Source organism: Arthrobacter sp. U41, assembly GCF_001750145.1.
GTDB lineage: Bacteria > Actinomycetota > Actinomycetes > Actinomycetales > Micrococcaceae > Arthrobacter.
Genome location: NZ_CP015733.1, coordinates 71,948 through 88,480 on the forward strand (window position 1 = coordinate 71,948; position 16,533 = coordinate 88,480).

Here is a 16,533-nt window from a genome sequence, read left to right on the forward strand (position 1 = left end):
GGCGCCCGGTCGGCGGCCGGGAGCGCAGGGAAAGCAATCAGCCAGTTTCAGTTGATGACAAGAAAGGCCACCAATGCTCGAAGTCAGTGTACTTCGCTGGACTATCACCATCGGACTTATTCTCGGGCTGCTCGCCCTGGATCTTGGACTGGCTGCCGCACGGCCGCACGTCGTGAAGTTCCGCGAGGCCGCAATTTCATCGATTCTCTATATTGCCGTGGCCATTGCCTTCGGACTGGTCTTCGCAATGCAGGTGGGCTGGGACTACGGCGCGGAATACTTCGCCGGTTATATCGTCGAGAAAAGCCTGTCCATCGATAACCTCTTCGTCTTCGTGATCATCATGTCGACCTTCGCCGTCCCAGAGAAGTACCAGCAGAAAGTCCTGATTTTCGGCATAGCACTGGCCCTGGTCTGCGGGCGGTCTTCATCGCACTGGGTGCAGCACTGCTCCAGCTGTTTTCCTTCATGTTCCTGATCTTCGGCCTGATCCTGATTGTGACGGCTGTGCAGCTTTACCGGCACCGCAACGCCGACCCGGATGTCCATGACAACGTGCTGGTCCGGGTAGCCCGCCGCGCGCTGACCGTCACAAAGGACTACGAGGGCGGCCGGATGTTCACGCGCAGCGCCGGACGCCGGGCAGTGACGCCCCTGTTCATTGTGCTGCTCGCAATTGGCAGCACCGACCTGCTGTTCGCACTCGACTCAATCCCGGCCATTTTCGGCATCACCGCCGAACCCTATATTGTCTTCACCGCCAACGCCTTCGCCCTGCTAGGGCTGCGGGCCCTGTTCTTCCTCGTCAAGGGGCTTCTGGACCGCCTGGTCTACCTCTCCACAGGTCTGGCGCTCATCCTGGCATTCATCGGCGTGAAACTGGTCCTGCACTGGGGGCACGGCATCGAAGGCCGAGTGCCCGAGATCAGCACCAACACCAGCCTCATCGTCATCGCAGCCGTCCTGACAGTGACCACAATAGCAAGCCTGATCAAGGTCCGAAGAGACCCCACCGCACGCGCCCACTCCGGCTCGCTGACAGCGGAGCACCCGTCCGATTCAGACCGGACCGGCTGACCAGACACATGAACTCGCTGCCCATCGGCGGAACAGTTTAGCGGCCGGCTGACACTACGTGCCCTGCTCGAAGCAGCAGATTTGACGAGCCGCCTGCGGGGATCCAAATACCTGCTCCATTGGCTGCTTTACCCGCCTCTGGCCCCGATCAGTCCAGTGCTGGCGGTGGCCAGCAGCAGTCGAAACCGGGGTAGCATGCCGGGCACCGAGCATGGGAGTGACGGGCCCGGCCATCCGCCGGCGGACCCGCTCGAAAACCTCCATTCCAAAAATTTGGTTCCGCATGTCTAGCCTCTTGAGAGGACCTTTGCCCCGTCAGGGCGCAGTTCTCCGGTGGGTGACACGTGCCGATAGAGGGTCTGCCGGGTGATTCCGAGTTCGGTGCAAAGGTCACTGACTTTGGTTCCAGGCTGGCCCATGGAAGCCTTAGCGAGACGGAGTTTCGCTGGGGTCATCTTGTAGGGACGTCCCCCGTTCCGGCCTCTGGCGCGGGCGGAGGCGAGGCCGGCGAGGGTGCGTTCGGAGATCAGTTCGCGTTCGAATTCGGCGAGGGCGGCGAAGATCCCGAAGACCAGCTTCCCGGAGGCGGTCGTGGTGTCGATGGCCGCCCCCTGCCCGGTGAGGACCTTGAGTCCGATGCCGCGTTCGGTGAGGTCGTGGACGATATTGACGAGGTGGCGCAGATCCCGGCCGAGCCGGTCGAGTTTCCAGACGACCAGGGTGTCACCGTGGCGCAGGGCTTTGAGGCAGGCTGCCAGCTGGGGCCGATCCTCCTTCTTGCCTGAGGCCCTGTCCTCATAGAGGGAATCCGTGTCGATCCCGGCGGTCAGGAGTGCGTCGCGCTGCAGGTCGGTTGTTTGGGATCCGTCGGCCTTTGAGACGCGCATGTAGCCGACGAGCACAGGAGTTCTCCTCTGTTATTTATACGTTCGTTTAAGTGACAACGCGCTTACAAATCGGGCTGGCATCAACTTTGTGACTTTCGGCGCTATTTGGCGGCGTTCTGTGATTGGTAAATGGCGCGGAGAACCATCGCGGAGCGAGGACCTTGGCTTAGTCCCTCCGTCTCGTATCCCTTAGCCCGGTTTTGGGCGGAAAGCCGGGGATACTACCGCCACGTCGAGTGTGCCTGCGCGCCGCTGACCGGATGCTGTTGCGGGGACGAGAGACGTAGCGGCTTGATGCCAGGGATGGGGTTCCTGGTTGTAGTTGGGCATGCGCTGGCCGTCGCCGTGCCTTTCGACCTATCGGCCACTTTCTTCGCTGACTTACCCGTCTGTCCCGCCGGTGCAGGGAGCGTTCGGTTCCGGAGCATCCGGGGACTTGGCATTTTTGGCGACGAAGGCCCGGATCCTTGGGTCGTCCGCGTTCTGGAGAGGTAGTTGCTGACCCCATGCGGTGGCTGTGATGGGATCGGTCTGGTTGTCATCAGGGCTGAGCAGGACGTATTGGTTGTCTTTGGCTAGTTCGGTGAGCGCGTTGATTTGTTCCTGCGGCAGGGCGGGTGTGTAGGTTATCCAGACGGCACCGTGCTCGAGGGAGTGGACGGCGCCTTGTTCGTTGACGGGGGCGGTGTAGACCGCGCAATTTACCCATCGTGCTGAGTGGTCGCCTCCCACGCCCGGCTCCTGCGGGTACTGCACGGCTTCCTGCACATGGTTGCGGGACAGATTGTCATAGGTGCTGACACCTTCGATTGGTTGTTTGGCTGCTTCGGCTAGCGCGTTGCGTTCCTGCACTGCTCCGGTGAGGACGATGGCTACTGCGGTGATGATGGCGGCGAGGACGAGGCCGAAGCCGCCGTAGAGGAAGGTTTTGGTTCTGCGTTCTTTCGCCTTTTGCCTGGCCCGGATGCCGGACAGTATGGCCTGGCGTTCATTACGCAGCTTCTTGGCATTGCTCATGATGTTTCCTTTGACAGGGGTTGTGCTGGGCGGAGTGTACATGTCGAGGTTGTTGCTCTTCACGGCCGCACAATCCGTCGGGAGCTGAGTGAAGACGCACGCTTGCTGAGGGAGAAGCTGAGGGCCCGCCCGGTGGCGGGCCCTCATCGGTCGGGCTCCAGTCAGCCCAGGGATGCGAGTAGTTCGTTGCATGCCGTTTCGCAGCGCCGGCACGCTTCGGCGCAGATCCGGCAGTGCTCGTGCATGTTTTCGTGCTGTTCGCATTCTTCGGCGCAGGCTCTGCAGGCAGTGGCGCAGGCCTGGAGGACGGCGCGGGTGATGTTGGCGTCGTAGCCGGTGTGGCGGGAGAGGATGTTGCCCGTTGTGGTGCAGATGTCGGCGCAGTCCAGGTCGGTGCGGATGCACTTGGTCAGTTCCGCGACCATGTCCTCGCTCAGACAGGCGTCGGCGCAAGCGGTACAGGCTTGTGCGCAGTCGAAACAGGCCGCGATGCATTCGGCCAGTTTGTGCGGATCGATGTCGCCAAGGTCCTTCGGGTAGGCATCGAGCAGTGTGTGAGTGGTTTTGTGGGTCATTGTGCTCTCTTTTCCGGTAGGGGTTACTTGGCTGGGAATCACTGTCCGAACCCGCGCGCATTTTTGCGCAGTGGTCCGGGCCTGTGTTGCTGCGTCCCTCCTTTCGCTCCTTGTTGCGGTCGTGCGTTTCGTACGCGGTGACCTGGCGGGTATCAGTGATCTTTCTGGTCGGAGATCCTGTTGTGCAGGTGGACCTTCCGGGCCCGGTCCCTTGCGTGGTGGGAGGTGTGAGCGGCCCGGGAGCGGCCTGCGGCCTTGAACAGGTCCCCGGCCCAGTCGAACTCTGCAGCGGCAGCGAGGTAAAGGCCCTCGTCAAAGAGCCGACGTCCGATTTGATGGCGTGCCTGGGCTTCCCTGACCTTGGTGTGTGCTGTGCGGAGGGCTTTCTCCTGTGCCCGGGCGGCGTCCGGCCACCTGTACAGGCGCTGGTAGGCGTAGCCGAGCACGAGCAGCGCACGGAAAGGGTCCTGGGAGGCTGCAAGCAGTGCCTGGGCTTCGTTGACTGCTTCCTCGCCTCTGCCCAGGAGGGACAGCACCCAGACGCGGTCCGGGTCGTTGCAGCCGTCCAGCCGGGCTTCCAGCGCGGCCCGGTCCACCACGGCGTCCTGCAGCGTCGCCGGGTCCACGAACCAGATCCTTTCCTGATGCTCCATCAGTGAGCCGCCTATGTTGCCGTGATCATCGTCCCTGTGGTGTTCATCGGACGGCGTCCGCGGCCCGGAAGATCGTTCCGCCGTCGGTGGAGACGACAAGCCCTTCGGTGGTCGCGGCCCAGATCCATGGTTTGCCTTCGGCTCCCTTGACGGCAGTTATCGCCTGGACCTGTTGCTCGATCGAACCGGTCTGTATCCAGGTGCTTCCCGCGTCTGCTGAATACTGGACTGCACCACCGGGTTCAACACCGATGACTTCGGTGCCGCTGGCGAACGCCGCGAACTGGATGACAGGCGCCGCGGGGACCAGGGCCCAGGTTTTGCCGCCGTCGGTGGAGCGCTGGAGCCCGTCGCGGGTGGTCGCGAGAACCGTGTCGGCTTCGGGGGTTCCGGCCAGCACGGCGGGGACGAAGTCGACCTGGGCATCGGCCCACGTTTTGCCGTAGGGGCTGGTCCGCAACGTCCCGTCATAGGCGACGATCCCGGACTTGGTGGCGGCGAGGGCATGGAAGTCAGATTCGCCCTGGCGGGAGAGCTGTTCCCAGGTTTTTCCGCCGTCCACGGATCTGATCAGGCCCATCGGGTTTGGCAGGTCCGAGCCGGGGCCGGGGTGCCCTGAGGCGTAGAAGACGCCCTGGCCAGCTGCGGCTGTGAAGCCCATCAGGTCATTAGTGTCCCCGATCTGGGTGGCCGGGGATTTGGTGACGTCGAACAGTCCTTCGTGGGTGGCGAGCAGCACCTGGTCGGTTTCGCGGTTCACGCTCAGGCCATGGACGTGGGAGCTGGGAAGGGCGAAGGCGGCGCTGGACGGTGCGGTGGTCGTGGACCCGGAGGAGCAGGCGGACAGGATGAACATCAGGGCCGCTGCCGCGGCGAGGCCGGCCACGGGCCGGTGTCGGGTTAGAAAGTGCAGGGGCACGGGGACTCCAAGAAGATGGCCGGGAAATGGTTGGGGAGGGCACCGGTCCCAGGGGGAGGGGCCGGCGCCCTTTGGGTGTGCTGGCTACAGGGTGGCCAGCAGGTCTTTCATTTCCTGGATCTCGGCTTCCTGGGCGCTAACGATGTCCTTGCTGAGCTGGACCGCGTCGGCATTCTTCCCGTCAGTGGTCTCGGTTTTGGCCATCTCTACGGCGCCTTCATGGTGGGCGATCATCTGGGTCAGGAAGAGTTTCGCTGCCTCGGTGCCCTGCGCTGCCTCGAGCTTGACCATGTCGTCCTCGCTCATCATCCCGGACATGCTGTGCCCGGAGGGCATGTTCGTCGGCATCGCGGTGGACTGGCCCCAGCTCTGAAGCCAGCCGGTCATTTTCCCGATCTCGGGCCCCTGGGCGTCCTTGATCTTCGTGGCCAGATCCGTCACCTCGGCGGGGATGCCTTCCTTCTTCAGGATGGTCTCACTCATCGTCACGGCCTGGGCGTGGTGCGGGATCATCATCTGAGCGAACATGGTGTCCGCATCGTTGAAGTCGGCAGCAGCTGCCGGGGCTGAGCTGGTGGACGTTGCCGTGCTGCCGCCGTAGTTCATGCCCGGCATGCTGGTGGAGTCCGAGCTGCCGGAACCCGTACCGGCGGAGCAGCCGGCCAGGGCGATGACTGCGGCAAAGGCGGCAGCGGAAATGGTCAGGGTCTTCTTCATGGAAATCAGGGTCCTCAAAAGTATCAGCGGCGCTGTGGAGCGCCTCCGTATTGCTGCAGTGGCGGCCGCGCCCACAAAAAGGACGCGCCAGTTGATGCGTGCAAAATAGCTGGACTGTTGCGCCCAGGGCAGGCCCGGCGCAGTAATGCTCGTTTACGTCCGGCTGATACAGAGGTCACCGGGGGAAGGGCTGTCCGGTGAATAGGAATAGTTCGTGCTGACAGCGGCCGCGCCGCCAAAGTCCGGCGACGCGTACGGTGCTGTTCCCGGCAGCGGCGCGGTCAGAAAGGTGTTCGCCGGCGCGAGCACGCAGGCAGCACCCCCGGCCGACATCTCCGGGCACGCGCCGGCCGACGAACAGGACGACGACGATTCCGCGGCCGCCACCTGCATCGCCCCGGCTGCTGGTTTTGCGGCACCGTGGCCGGAGTGGCCGGTGCTGTCATGCAGCTGCGTCAGGGCGCTCCCGGTACCTGCCGCGGGCATGGCGTGCGCCGCGGTGCTGTGGGCTCCGGTCATGATGTGCATGCCAAAAATCCCGGCGATGATGGCCAGCGCCGCAGCCAGGAAACCTGCACGGAGAAGGTACGTGATGAGGCTTTCGCGGGATGCCGTTGTCACGATGTCTGCTCCTTTCCGTGCAGGGCCGATGCTATTCCAGCGTACCGGCAGGAGCGTTCCGGCCGGTCAGCACTTTTGTTTCAACGCACCTGGGAGGCATTGAGTTTCCCCCGACGCAGCAGCAGCTGCGCGCTCAGTCCCATCATCATCGTGGACCCGGATGTCTTAAACAGTCAGTTGCTGGCCAACGTGTAGCCGGCGGCTGTGACAGCCGCCGCCAACCGCGGCGCTGCCGGCCGTACCGTCCACAACCACCAGCGAACGGCCGCCCGGGACGAGCTGCACAGAGGCAGATTCCACGCCCCCGAGGGCGGAGACGGCCTTCCCTACCGGCTGAGGCCCTCAACACCGAACTCAACAGCGGCACCGGCAGCTGCCGGGGGGCAGGGGCTTCCGTGGACGCAGCGAGGGGCAGTTCGGGACGGATTTCAGTTCCGCACATGTCAGATGCGCCGTTACCGGAATGTGACAAACATTGCTGGGGTGAAGTACGGTCTAAGTCGTGCCGGTTTCTCCTTGAGGCGGCACTCCCGAACAGATTGCCTAACTCTGCCGCTGCCCGGGATCCGTTCGCTTTTCGTCCGGCAGAGACGGGGAACCCATTATTGGCCCGCTTCTTGCAGGTCTTGGGGTGAAGCCGTGCCTGGTGCACTTTTGCGCCTGACGCGGCCGGGTGCCTCCCACCCGAATCCGACAGCTAACCTCGCAGGCAGTGGGAGAGGCCCCTACATGCCCATGCGCAAAACTCACGGCCGCCGCCGCGCGGTCCCCCAGACCAGCACTCTTGCCGCACTAACCACGTCCGTTACCGCGAAGGCCGGCGGCGCAGGCCGCCAGGCCGCTGTCTTCGCAGCAGCTTCCGGTCTCGTGCTGACCAGCGGTATTGCTGCCGCCCAGGCAGCCGACGCCCCCGCCCAGCGCGAAGCTGAACCGGCCGCCAACCTCGAAGTCGCAAGCCAGATACAGGCCCCGCTGACCGCCGATGCCACCATCCAGATTTCCTTCGAGCGCCCGGACGTAGAAACCACGCCCGCTCCCGTAGCGGAAGCCCCGAAACCTGCTGTGGAAACCGCGAAGGCCGCGGTGCCCGCGGTCTTCGTAACGACGTCTGCACCCGTCTCGGCCAAAGTCACCGTCACCCCGCCTGCGCCCGCTCCGGCTCCCGCCCCCGCAGCCGGTGACATTAACTCCATTATGGTGTCCTCCGCCTACGCTCAGATCGGCATGATCCAGGACTGCACGCGGCTGGTCGAAAACGCCCTCAACGCCGCTGGCATCCCCGTCGGGGACCTGGGCCCGATGCAGTTCATGAACTACGGCACCGTGGTCACCGACCCCCAGCCCGGTGACATGGTCATGCAGCCTGGCCACGTAGGAATTTACGTCGGCAACGGCCAGGTCCTCAGCTCAGGCCTGAACGGGAAGAATGAAACCGCTGTGCACCCTCTGACCTGGATGACGTCCAAGGGTGCCGTCACCTTCGTCCGCGCGGGCTAACAAACCACTGAATTTTGCCCTGCTGAGCAGCACGCGCAGCGCCACGCCGCACCAACCTCCGGTGTCGGCGTTACGGCTGCCTGGTCTCACGCACCCGAAAACGAAGGACTCACCAGACATGACCGTTCAGAACGACCTCAGCCGCGAAGACATTGCCTCCTATGAGGCAGAGCTCGCGAAACGGACTCCCTCGCTCTACTCGCGCTACATCGGCGCGATGCTTTACTTCATGGGCGCGGCCCTTATCGCCGGCGCCGTCGTGCACTATCCGGTGAACCCGGGCCTATACGCGATCATCTGCGTCGTCGGTGCGGTCGTGTTCCTCCTCGGCACCATCGTCAACGAGTTCGTGCTCGTCGATGAGCGACCGCTGCTGGGCCGGGCCATCTCGCTCGTCACGTTCTCGCTCCTGCTCTCCTTCGGCGTTGGCCTGGTCGGCGGCGGCATCCAGCACTTCGAACAGTTCCCCGAGCGCAGCGCCTGGATGACTCCGATCGGCCTGCTGATGTCGTACGTCGCGTTCATCGCCAAGGACGCCAAGGGCGGCCTGCGCCACCTGGTCAGCCCGTTTGCCGCAGGTGTCGTGTTGGTCGCCGGCCTGACGTGGTTCGGCATGTCCGCCCTCGCAAGCACCCTCGACTCCCAGGGCCACAGCCACGACTCCACGCCGGCACCGTCGCAGGCACCCGCGGAGGCTCCGACCAGCGAAGACCCCACCCTCGACAAACCGACAGATGCCCCCGCGGCGCCCGCACCCGACACCCACACGTCGCACAGCCACTAACGCCAAGCCCGGCAAGCTCAACCGAACATTCGTGGGCCCGGCGCCTCGGTCCGCCTGCTGCCAAGCCCCATCGGTAGAGAGTGGGCACAGAGACCCCTGGGGTGTCGGCGACTTCCCGGAGCGGTATTCCCTGGTTGAGGAGCTTTTGGGATGAGCGGATCTTGGCATCCGTCATTGATGCGTTTGCGACACAGAAGGGCCGCGTATAGGCACGCGCTGCGTCCGGCAACGAACGTTCGCGAGACATCTATGGACGTGTTCAGCCGACCGCGCAGTTCCGGTCCAACATTTGTAATGTTTGTCGTGTACGCGCCTATGTAATGCCTTGCAGGGTTGGTGATACGTTGTGGTGATGCGCGTTGGATATGGGCGGGTCTCTACCCGTGATCAGCACCCCGAGGCTCAGCATGATGCTCTGACCGCGGCTGGCTGTGATCAGGTGTTCGTGGATGTGGCTTCGGGAAAGCTTGGCCGCCGACCTGAACTGGACAAGGCCCTGCTCTCGGCTAACCGGGCGGGGGATCAACTCGTGGTGACCAAACTCGACCGACTGGGTCGGTCGTTGGAGAACCTCATCGAGGTCTCCAAGACTCTGCAGGAGCGCGGGGTTGATTTGGTGGTTTTGGATCAAAGCATTGATACGTCCACTGCGATGGGGCGGATGTTCTTCCAGATCCTTGGCTCCATAGCCGAGTTCGAACATGCCCTGATGTCCGAACGTACCCGTGATGGTCTGGCCGCGGCGCGTGCGAGGGGGCGGACCGGCGGGCAGAAACCCAAGCTCGGCCCGCGCCAAGTAAAGCTGGCGCGGGAAATGTATGAAGAAAAGGGTGCAGACGGGAAGCGGGCTCACACGGTGCAACACATTGCCCAGGAATTCGGTGTCACCCGTCCCACCATCTACAGGCACCTCGCGAAACCATGACCTGCCGGCCCCGGTCGTGGAACACGACGCCCCGGAATATCCGTGAGACGAGAGCCCTCTCCAGATATCCTGCAGGATCGGAATGTTCTGGCCCTTCCCGACGCGGCCAAAGGAAGTTTGACTTGAAAAAATCCTCCTAATATGCTTTGTCAGGCGCCTCGATGTATCCCCCAATAGCATCGGGGCGCTCCCATGTTCCGGCACCGAAGCTACGCCGGAACAGGATGCCCCTCCCGCCCGACCGGCGGCAAGGAAGACATCCCCGGCCTCGGCGATCATGCCGCTCCGCAAATGGTCGCTCTCATTGCTATCCCGGTCGACGGCGCTGAAGTAGGCTGAACTTCCGTACCGATTACAGGGGGTAGTCATGGCTTCAGCACATGTGGTTCCGAGTGGTTCGATGTGGCTCGTGAAGGTCAACAGCGTCGAGCGTTCACGTCATTTCACGCAGGACGCTGCATGGGACGCTGCGCGGGATTACTTGGCGGCGAATGGTGGCGGTGAGCTCAATATCCACGGCATGAACGGTGCCATCAGGGCCAAGGACACGATCTACCCGGGTAATGACCCACGGAATACAAGGGGATAGCAGGGGCCTGGCGCCTCCCAGGACCCACGGTCTTACGATAAGGGCCAATGTCCTCGCTGCTGATGTCCTTCGACGCAGGATGCCTGCCGCTTTGGAAGCCGTTGTGCAGGTCCTCGATTAGAGTTCAGTGAGTGAATTCGCTGATCCCGTCCGGTGCGCACGTCTTCGTGGACGAATCGAAGTCGAAGGCCTATTACGTGGCTGCGTCTGTGATTGCGCCCGCCGACATTGCTGGTGCAAGGCGTGCGATCGCCACCCTGCGACGTTCAGGGCAACGCCGGGTCCATTTCAAAAGCGAAAGCGACAGCTCCAGGAACACGTTCCTCAATGGCGCCATCCAATCCGGGCTCCAGACTAGGGTGTATGTCGCCAGGAACATGCCTGACAAGGTTGCCAGGCCCTTGTGCTTGGAGCGACTGCTCGATGATCTACTGGCTGCTGGCGCTACTAAGCTTGTGCTCGAAAGCGACGAATCCCTGGAGCAGGCTGACCGGCGGATCATCGCACAGCACCTGAAATCTCACGGTGGTGAGGGTTTGCAGTACATGCACTGCAAACCCCACGAGGAGCCTCTTCTGTGGGTCAGCGACGCCGTAGCGTGGTGCTACCAGAAGGGCGGAGACTGGATCCGCAAGGCCGCCCCGCTGGTTCAGGAGATCGTTGACTGCGACGGTTAAACAACGCAAGCCCGGCTCGTCATACCATCCGGAAGACTGCCAGGCCCACTTCTCAGGGCTACTGCCCCTTGCAACATCGATGTTACCTCAAAGGGAAGACCTCGGAAAGGCGGCCGCCGGTTGCAGGAATTTCGGACGTAGCAAAGGCCAAGGGCCGGCGCCGAGGGAACAACCAAAGCTCTCGAAAGCCCAAGAGGCGTACCCTTATTAGCCTCCACCAGGGCGGGGTCCACACCACGACCGAGATCGCCGAGCTATTCGGCATCGCTCGATCGACGGTCTACCGCGCGATCCAACGAGCAACGACCGCGCCGCCGAGGTGACAAATAGCGCCGCAAAAAGACCGCCATTTATCGCTGCGAGTCACAACCTTCCTGTGAATCCCGGAATTTCTTATGTAGTAGGTCAGTGCGGGGTGCGTTCCGCTAGCCGACCGGCTTACGGACGGCGGATCAGGTGTCGAGAAAGTCCCACTCGCTACCTAGCACCCACCGCAGCGCGCTCATCTTCCCGTTCAGCATCCCGATCTCGAAGTCCGTGTACGGCCCGAGCTGCCCGGACTTGGTATAGGTAGCCTCGACGCGCGCACGGGCGGGGCCGGCGATGGCCTGGTGGCGCTCAAGCTCCTTTGCGTTCCCTTCCCGTTCGGCACGGTAGTCGTGCTGTAAGGATCGGTGGTACCAGATACGGTCGAACATCTCCGTCTCCGCGGCGAGAATCTCGTCCAGTCGGCGGGGCTCTTCTTGGAAGTCAGTCTCCTCGAAGAGCTCCTCGATTTCCTCACCGAAGTGGTCGCGCAGGACCATGTTGAGGCCATCCACCCCGAGGGCGTATCGGCTACCGGTTCCGTCGAACGCATCCGCAAGGTCGTCATGTGGCTTCCGCTTATCGCCATTCGCCCGAGAAAAGTCGGTGTGGTTGGTGGTGATAAAGGCGTGCGGGTGCTTTGCGAGGTCCGCTTCCTGTGCGGCGGTTTGGTAGAGCTCGAATATGACGGCGTCGGCGACACTGTTCTTCCCGCTGTGGAATGGCGCGGCCTTTTTCAACCCACGCTCGACGACGCGGTTCGTCTCGACCTCCGATTGCTCGACGACCTGACCGGTGACGAGGAGCTCACGGACTTCCCGGAAGTTCCGGGTCGTCATCGCTCCGACGAGCGGGAGATGCCGGCCGAGGTTTTCGATGACCTCCACGGCATGACCATCGTCGTCGCTGCCGTAGGTCACGAGATCCTGTCGGATCTGCCTAAACCGGCCCGCGATACTGGACGTCATCGCCGCCTGTACGCGGGCTTCGTTGCGGTCGAATTCTTCAATGACTACGGGAGGGACCAGCAGCTTTAGCTTCCCCTCGCGGATGAGTATCCGCAGAGCGACGATCCAGCGCTGGCCGTCTCGACGTTGCGCAAGGTCGAGACATGTGGAGGTGTCGATGAGGAGGTGCAGCACGAGGCCAGCCTACGGGGAGCGTTCTCGTACGTCCCGATCGTCCGCTCACAACGCCACAAGCGTGACCAAGTTGCGACCCAATTGCATGCGTGTACGGATCCCTCTACGGGACACCTCGAGGCAGACAGCCACGCCGGCAGGGAGTCACCGAATCGATGTCAGTCCCGACTTACCTGACTGCCGGGCGTGGCACCTCCGCCATGTCAGCCTTTTCCCCGGGCGTCGGAGGTAAGTCCGGGTCGGAAGCCAGCTCTTCGTTGAAAACGAAGAACCTGTAGGCAAGGAACCGGAGGGCTGGCAGGCGGTTCAGCAACCGATGGTCTGCTGATCAACCCGACGGCGGAGTCCGAGGTCACGGGATACTGGACTCATGAGTTGCCCCGTGCCTGATGCCCACCGCCGCCTCGATGACGCGCATGCGGAATGGCACGATGCCCTCGATGCCTACTTCGATCCTCATCGGTTCCGGCGCAGCTTCAACTCGTTCCTCGCCTCGTTTCAAAGCACCATAGACACCATCGCCCGACGAAAACGGATCATAACTGGAGGCGAGGAAACGCTTAAGCAATGGGAAACAACGGTCAAGGGCGACCGCCTCTACAAGTGGGCGGTGAAGGCTCGGAACCTGGTCGTTCACGAGGCCGACCTGTCCCTCCACAGCCTCGCATGGGTCGAGCATGCGGCGTTAGACCACAGCAGGTACGGCGGGAAGCTGGAAGCGGCACCTGAGTCCAGCGCTGACGATTTGTTGTCTGCATACCTCTTGAACAAGCCGGAGAGCATCCGGTCAGGGGTAGTGAAAGTGTCCAGGAAATGGGTAGATAACTCCCTGCCTGACAAGGAGCTGCTTGAGGTAGCCAGCCACCTGTACGGAAGATTGGCCGTACTAGTCGCCGCATTTCACTCTGACGATGAATGGTTATGTTCTGACCTCGGATTGCCGGAGCGTGATTGCAACCAAAATCGGGACAGCAGCAAGCCAAAATGCATGGCGTGGGGAGGCCAGGCGCCGATCAGTCGAGCCGTTGACCTCTCAACGCGCCACGAACTCGCCATGGAAATAATGTCCGTCAAGCGGGATCCATCTGTGAGCCAACAGGACTTAGAGCAGCGCTATGGCCGCTTCTTCAAGTTGGACGGAGACCCCATCAAAGAGTCCTTACAACAGATGCGCCGCGCCTCCCTCTACCTAACGGTCGACAGCGAAGCGATGCCCTGGATGCTGCTGTACAAGGGCAGCAACCTGGTTGATACTTTCCAAATTGGTGCGGTCTCGAAACCGACTCTGCTCGCCATGTTTAGCGGTATGGCTGAAAGGGTCCGCGCGACCGGAGCCGATGGTTTCCTCTTCACAGCTGAGGCTTGGACAACATGGCACCCAGGCGTCAAACGCCCTGTCCACCAACATAAGGGCACGTTCTATGACGTCAAACCCGACCGGGGTGAAGTTCTCTTGGTCGTGGCAGCAACCAGCGATGGCAGACGCTTATCACTTCAGCGACACTTTGCCCGGGACGAAGCTGGCTGGCCCGTGCTCGGGCGAGTTGTATCAACCACGAGGCTGGGGCCCGAATGGCGAGTGGTCGTGGAAGCATTGAATGGGCTTCCGCTTAACAGCGCATTCCGCCGCGACTGACCATACGCATTGGCCACGAAAGACCGCGAAACAGTCCTTGAACACCGCCCGCTCAGACCGTCCCGTAAGCCTATCCTCTACCGGCACGTTTCACCCACCGGGGAGCTGCGCCCCGACGGCGAAAAGCTCATGTTCCGGTAGGGTGCGGGTTGAGCCGGACGCGGACCGCGGTGCCGGCGCAGAGGATGACGGCGAGGCCGCCGGCGAAGGTCAGCCATGTCAGGGTCTCTCCCAGCAGAAGCCCTGCCCAGCAGATACTCAGCACGGGCTGGAGGAGCTGGATCTGGCTGACCCGGGTCATGGGTCCGATGGCCAGGCCGCGGTACCAAGCGAAGAAGCCAAGGAACATGCTCACCAGGCCCAAGTAGGCAAAGGCGGCCCACTGTACCGGTGTTCCTGACGGGGGCTGCTGGGCGATGGAGAGCGCTGTCAGGAACACCATCAGGGGAGATGCAAGCACGAGAGCCCACGACACGGTCTGCCAGGCACCGAGCTCACGGGCGAGCAGGCCGCCTTCGGCATAGCCGATGGCCGCGGCCATCACGGCACCGAGCAGCAGCAGGTCCGCCCAATGCACCTGTCCGAAACCGCCGGATTGGGAAAAGCCAAAGACCAGTGCTGCCACCGCGCCCACCGCGGAAATGACCCAGAAGGCTGCCGGCGGACGCTCCCGCCCGCGCAGAACCGCAGCCGTTGCCGTCGCGGCCGGGAGCAGGGCGATAACCACGGCGCCGTGGCTGGCGGGCGCGGTGGTGAGCGCGAAGGAGGTGAGCAGTGGGAAACCGACGACGATTCCGCCAGCGACCACCGCGAGCCGGGCCCACTGTGTGCCGTGAGGAAGGTGCTGGCGTGTCAGTGCGAGGGCCAGGACGGCCAGAACTGCGGCCAGGACCGCCCGGCCGGAGCCAATGAACAACGGAGAAAATCCTCCGACAGCCAGCCGTGTGAAGGGCACTGTGAACGAGAATGCCGCTACTCCAAGAAGACCCCACCACAGGCCGCTGGGATGACGGGACAGTATCACTGGGCGGATAAGCGTAGTAGCGCTACTATTGTCTCTCATGAACAACGATAGCAGTTCCCGGATTTCGGTGCGCCTCAAGGAATGGATCGCAGGGGCTTCGCCGGGATCACAGCTGCCCTCCACCAGGTCGCTGGTGGCCGAGTACCAGGTAAGCCCGGTGACGGTGCAGAAGGCCCTGCAGACGCTCACGGCGAAGGGGCTGATCGAGAGCCGGCCCGGCGTCGGGACTTTTGTGCGGGCCGTCCGGACTGCGCGCCCGTCAGATTACGGCTGGCAGACCGCGGCTCTGCGTTCACCTCAGGGGCCTCCTCGTTCGATGTCCACCGCGATGCGCACCGCACCGAACGATGCCATTGCCTTCCATTCCGGCTATCCGGACCGGGAACTCCTGCCGGAGCGCCTGGTGCGCGCGGCATTGATCAGGGCAGCGCGGGGCGACGCCGCACTGTTCCGCCCGCCGGCTGCGGGGCTTCCCGAACTGCAGTCCTGGTTCGCGCACGAACTCGGCGACTCGACCCCCGCAGGGGTCACCCCGCCAACACCGGGCGATGTCATCGTGCTGCCAGGAAGCCAGAGCGGACTCAGCTCCATCTTCAGGGCACTGGTCGGCACGGGGCAGCCCCTGCTTATGGAATCCCCGACCTACTGGGGAGCCATCATCGCCGCGGCGCAGGCCGGTGTCCGTATCGTCCCGGTGCCCAGCGGACCAGACGGCCCCGACCCGGAAGAGCTGGCCCGGGCATTCGCGGAAACCGGCGCACGCCTGTTCTACGCACAACCCAACTACGCGAACCCCACCGGAGCGCAATGGCCGGCCCGGCGTGGCGAACAGGTCCTGGATGTCGTACGTCAGAACGGCGCGTTCCTCGTCGAGGACGACTGGGCGCACGACTTCGGCATCACCACCACCCCCGTGCCCATTGCAGCCCGTGACGATTCCGGCCACGTTGTCTACCTCCGCTCACTGACCAAGAGCGTGTCCCCAGCCATCCGCGTAGCCGCCGTCATCGCCCGCGGCCCGGCGCGTGAACGCATCCTCGCCGATCGTGGAGCTGAATCGATGTACGTCAGCGGCCTCCTCCAGGCCGCAGCACTGGATGTCGTTACACAACCTGCTTGGCAGACCCACCTGCGCGGCCTCCGCCATCAGCTCCAATCACGCCGCGACCTGCTGCTCACCAGCCTCCGCCAGTATGCCCCGCAGGCCCACATCGACCACGTCCCAAAAGGAGGGCTCAACCTCTGGGCCCGCCTGCCCGACGGGACCGACCTTGAAAAGCTGGCCCGCGACTGCGAGGCCGCCGGGGTCATCATCGCCGCCGGCACCGAATGGTTCCCGGCCGAACCAGCAGGCCCATTCATCCGGCTCAACTACGCCGGGCCCAACCCCGCCGCCTTCCCGGAAGGTGCGCGCATCCTCGGCCAGTCCATCGAACGCAACAGCCCCTAAAATCAGGCACCAACGAAGAAGACGACCTCCGCAAGAT

The 16,533-nt window shown here is 63.2% G+C and carries 17 protein-coding genes, 1 pseudogene and 1 riboswitch; of the genes and pseudogenes, 9 read left to right on the forward strand and 9 right to left on the reverse strand.

Annotation, left to right across the window (positions count from 1 at the left end):
• The first annotated feature begins 73 nt into the window (after positions 1-73).
• Positions 74-1,077: pseudogene (locus ASPU41_RS20255) on the forward strand (TerC/Alx family metal homeostasis membrane protein).
• 287 nt (positions 1,078-1,364) lie between these two features.
• Here the strand turns inward: ASPU41_RS20255 and ASPU41_RS20260 are convergent.
• The 7 genes from ASPU41_RS20260 to ASPU41_RS20290 all read right to left on the reverse strand — a co-directional run bounded on the left by ASPU41_RS20260 (position 1,365) and on the right by ASPU41_RS20290 (position 6,466).
• Entirely contained in the window at positions 1,365-1,979 is a 615-nt protein-coding gene (locus ASPU41_RS20260; protein WP_069952892.1) for a recombinase family protein, read from the reverse strand.
• 366 nt (positions 1,980-2,345) lie between these two features.
• Positions 2,346-2,981 (reverse strand): DUF3105 domain-containing protein, encoded by a 636-nt coding sequence (locus ASPU41_RS20265; protein WP_069952968.1) that lies wholly within the window; start codon positions 2,979-2,981, stop codon positions 2,346-2,348.
• A 161-nt stretch (positions 2,982-3,142) separates the two neighbouring features.
• A complete protein-coding gene (locus tag ASPU41_RS20270; protein WP_069952893.1) occupies positions 3,143-3,556 on the reverse strand; it encodes a four-helix bundle copper-binding protein in 414 nt (137 codons plus the stop codon).
• Positions 3,557-3,708: 152 nt separating this feature from the next.
• Complete coding sequence (locus ASPU41_RS20275) at positions 3,709-4,209, reverse strand: hypothetical protein (protein ID WP_069952894.1); 501 nt, start codon at positions 4,207-4,209, stop codon at positions 3,709-3,711.
• A gap of 43 nt (positions 4,210-4,252) precedes the next feature.
• On the reverse strand, positions 4,253-5,128 hold the full coding sequence (locus ASPU41_RS20280) for a F510_1955 family glycosylhydrolase (protein ID WP_069952895.1): 876 nt from the start codon (positions 5,126-5,128) through the stop codon (positions 4,253-4,255).
• 84 nt (positions 5,129-5,212) lie between these two features.
• Positions 5,213-5,845 carry a DUF305 domain-containing protein gene (locus tag ASPU41_RS20285; protein ID WP_069952969.1) on the reverse strand — a complete coding sequence of 211 codons (633 nt, stop codon included), beginning with the start codon at positions 5,843-5,845 and terminating at the stop codon, positions 5,213-5,215.
• Positions 5,846-5,998: 153 nt separating this feature from the next.
• On the reverse strand, positions 5,999-6,466 hold the full coding sequence (locus ASPU41_RS20290; RefSeq protein WP_157357161.1) for a hypothetical protein: 468 nt from the start codon (positions 6,464-6,466) through the stop codon (positions 5,999-6,001).
• Between the two features lie 530 nt (positions 6,467-6,996).
• Positions 6,997-7,192, forward strand: a riboswitch (cyclic di-AMP (ydaO/yuaA leader).
• A 3-nt stretch (positions 7,193-7,195) separates the two neighbouring features.
• Here ASPU41_RS20290 and ASPU41_RS20295 point away from each other — a divergent pair.
• From ASPU41_RS20295 to ASPU41_RS22350, 6 genes are all read left to right on the forward strand, one after another.
• Positions 7,196-7,963, forward strand: coding sequence for an NlpC/P60 family protein (locus tag ASPU41_RS20295; RefSeq protein WP_069952897.1), 768 nt, complete (start codon positions 7,196-7,198; stop codon positions 7,961-7,963).
• A 118-nt stretch (positions 7,964-8,081) separates the two neighbouring features.
• Positions 8,082-8,747, forward strand: a complete 666-nt coding sequence (locus ASPU41_RS22865) for a hypothetical protein (RefSeq protein WP_069952898.1) — start codon at positions 8,082-8,084, stop codon at positions 8,745-8,747.
• Positions 8,748-9,099: 352 nt separating this feature from the next.
• Entirely contained in the window at positions 9,100-9,672 is a 573-nt protein-coding gene (locus ASPU41_RS20305; RefSeq protein WP_069952970.1) for a recombinase family protein, read from the forward strand.
• A 367-nt stretch (positions 9,673-10,039) separates the two neighbouring features.
• A complete protein-coding gene (locus ASPU41_RS22345) occupies positions 10,040-10,261 on the forward strand; it encodes a DUF2188 domain-containing protein (protein ID WP_083266728.1) in 222 nt (73 codons plus the stop codon).
• A 131-nt stretch (positions 10,262-10,392) separates the two neighbouring features.
• Positions 10,393-10,938, forward strand: coding sequence for a DUF3800 domain-containing protein (locus tag ASPU41_RS20310; RefSeq protein WP_083266729.1), 546 nt, complete (start codon positions 10,393-10,395; stop codon positions 10,936-10,938).
• A 68-nt stretch (positions 10,939-11,006) separates the two neighbouring features.
• The gene (locus ASPU41_RS22350; RefSeq protein ID WP_231941575.1) at positions 11,007-11,261 is read left to right on the forward strand and encodes a helix-turn-helix domain-containing protein; all 255 of its coding nucleotides are present in this window, start codon (positions 11,007-11,009) and stop codon (positions 11,259-11,261) included.
• Positions 11,262-11,390: 129 nt separating this feature from the next.
• Here ASPU41_RS22350 and ASPU41_RS20315 read toward each other — a convergent pair whose 3' ends face one another.
• A complete protein-coding gene (locus tag ASPU41_RS20315; protein ID WP_069952899.1) occupies positions 11,391-12,386 on the reverse strand; it encodes a PIN domain-containing protein in 996 nt (331 codons plus the stop codon).
• Between the two features lie 382 nt (positions 12,387-12,768).
• Between ASPU41_RS20315 and ASPU41_RS20320 the strand changes: the two genes are divergently transcribed.
• The gene (locus ASPU41_RS20320; protein WP_069952900.1) at positions 12,769-14,022 is read left to right on the forward strand and encodes a hypothetical protein; all 1,254 of its coding nucleotides are present in this window, start codon (positions 12,769-12,771) and stop codon (positions 14,020-14,022) included.
• 127 nt (positions 14,023-14,149) lie between these two features.
• On the opposite strand, the gene ASPU41_RS20325 is transcribed toward ASPU41_RS20320, so the two are convergent.
• On the reverse strand, positions 14,150-15,085 hold the full coding sequence (locus ASPU41_RS20325) for a DMT family transporter (RefSeq protein WP_069952901.1): 936 nt from the start codon (positions 15,083-15,085) through the stop codon (positions 14,150-14,152).
• On the opposite strand from ASPU41_RS20325, the gene ASPU41_RS20330 reads away from it, so the two are divergent.
• Positions 15,084-16,496: an aminotransferase-like domain-containing protein gene (locus tag ASPU41_RS20330; protein ID WP_069952902.1), complete on the forward strand. Its 1,413-nt coding sequence runs from the start codon at positions 15,084-15,086 to the stop codon at positions 16,494-16,496. The two genes, ASPU41_RS20325 and ASPU41_RS20330, sit on opposite strands and share 2 nt — an antisense overlap.
• Positions 16,497-16,533: the final 37 nt, after the last annotated feature.

Excerpts from the sequence above, each read along its gene's own strand:
- ASPU41_RS20265 (WP_069952968.1), bottom strand. The coding sequence starts at position 2,981 with ATGAGCAATGCCAAGAAGCTGCGTAATGAACGCCAGGCCATACTGTCC.
- ASPU41_RS20270 (WP_069952893.1), bottom strand. The coding sequence starts at position 3,556 with ATGACCCACAAAACCACTCACACACTGCTCGATGCCTACCCGAAGGAC.
- ASPU41_RS20275 (WP_069952894.1), bottom strand. The coding sequence starts at position 4,209 with ATGGAGCATCAGGAAAGGATCTGGTTCGTGGACCCGGCGACGCTGCAG.
- ASPU41_RS20285 (WP_069952969.1), bottom strand. The coding sequence starts at position 5,845 with ATGAAGAAGACCCTGACCATTTCCGCTGCCGCCTTTGCCGCAGTCATC.
- ASPU41_RS20295 (WP_069952897.1), top strand. The coding sequence starts at position 7,196 with ATGCCCATGCGCAAAACTCACGGCCGCCGCCGCGCGGTCCCCCAGACC.
- ASPU41_RS22865 (WP_069952898.1), top strand. The coding sequence starts at position 8,082 with ATGACCGTTCAGAACGACCTCAGCCGCGAAGACATTGCCTCCTATGAG.
- ASPU41_RS20305 (WP_069952970.1), top strand. The coding sequence starts at position 9,100 with ATGCGCGTTGGATATGGGCGGGTCTCTACCCGTGATCAGCACCCCGAG.
- ASPU41_RS22345 (WP_083266728.1), top strand. The coding sequence starts at position 10,040 with ATGGCTTCAGCACATGTGGTTCCGAGTGGTTCGATGTGGCTCGTGAAG.
- ASPU41_RS20330 (WP_069952902.1), top strand. The coding sequence starts at position 15,084 with ATGAACAACGATAGCAGTTCCCGGATTTCGGTGCGCCTCAAGGAATGG.
- ASPU41_RS20325 (WP_069952901.1), bottom strand. The coding sequence starts at position 15,085 with ATGAGAGACAATAGTAGCGCTACTACGCTTATCCGCCCAGTGATACTG.